An 828-nucleotide genomic window follows, 5' to 3' on the forward strand; every position below is an offset into this window, starting at 1 on the left:
GCTGCGCCGGCCTGCCCGCCACCTCCCTCGCCTGGGGACCGTGGGCCGGCTCCGGCATGGCCGCCACCCCCGAGGTCGCCGACGGGCTGCGCAAGCGCGGCCTGGAGCCCCTGGACGCCGAAGCGGCACTCACCGTCCTGGACCGGGCGGTCGGCCGCGGCGCCACCGCCGTGACCGTCGCCGACGTCGACTGGGCCCGCTTCGCCCCCACCTTCACCATCGGCCGCCCCAGCCCCCTCCTCGCCGCCCTGCCCGAGGTCCGCGACGCCGCGAACGGCCGCCCCGCGAGCTCCGGCGGGGCCGGCGGCGGCGCCGAGGACACCGCCCGGGCGCTGCGCCGCACCCTCGCCCAGGCCGACCCCGCCGACCGGGACCGCACCCTCGTGGAACTCGTCCGGCGCGAGGCCGCCGCCGTCCTCGGCCACCCGGACCCCGAAGCCGTCGAACCCGGACGGGCCTTCCGCGACCTGGGCTTCGACTCCCTCACCGCCGTCGAACTGCGCGGCCGGCTCGTCCACGCCACCGGACTGGACCTGCCCACCACCCTCGTCTTCGACCACCCCTGCGCCCTCGACCTGGCCGGCCGGCTCCTCGCCGAACTCCTCGGCACCACGGAGCCGTCCACGGCCGCGGCCACCCGGGCCCCCGCCGACGAGGACCCCGTCGCCATCGTCGCCATGAGCTGCCGCTACCCCGGAGGCGTCCGCTCACCCGAGGAACTGTGGCGGCTCGTCGAAGAGGGCACCGACGCCATGTCCGTCTTCCCCGACAACCGGGGCTGGGACCTCGACGCGCTCTACCACCCCGACCCCGACCACCCCGGCACCA

1 protein-coding gene is annotated in these 828 nt (G+C 77.9%); it reads left to right on the forward strand.

All coding sequences use genetic code 11. The features are described from left to right. Window positions 1-828, forward strand: an 828-nt coding sequence (locus VR44_RS40280; protein WP_045952664.1) for an acyl carrier protein, incomplete at both ends; no start/stop codon positions are given.

Source organism: Streptomyces katrae (assembly GCF_000966975.1).
Taxonomy (GTDB): Bacteria; Actinomycetota; Actinomycetes; order Streptomycetales; family Streptomycetaceae; genus Streptomyces; species Streptomyces katrae.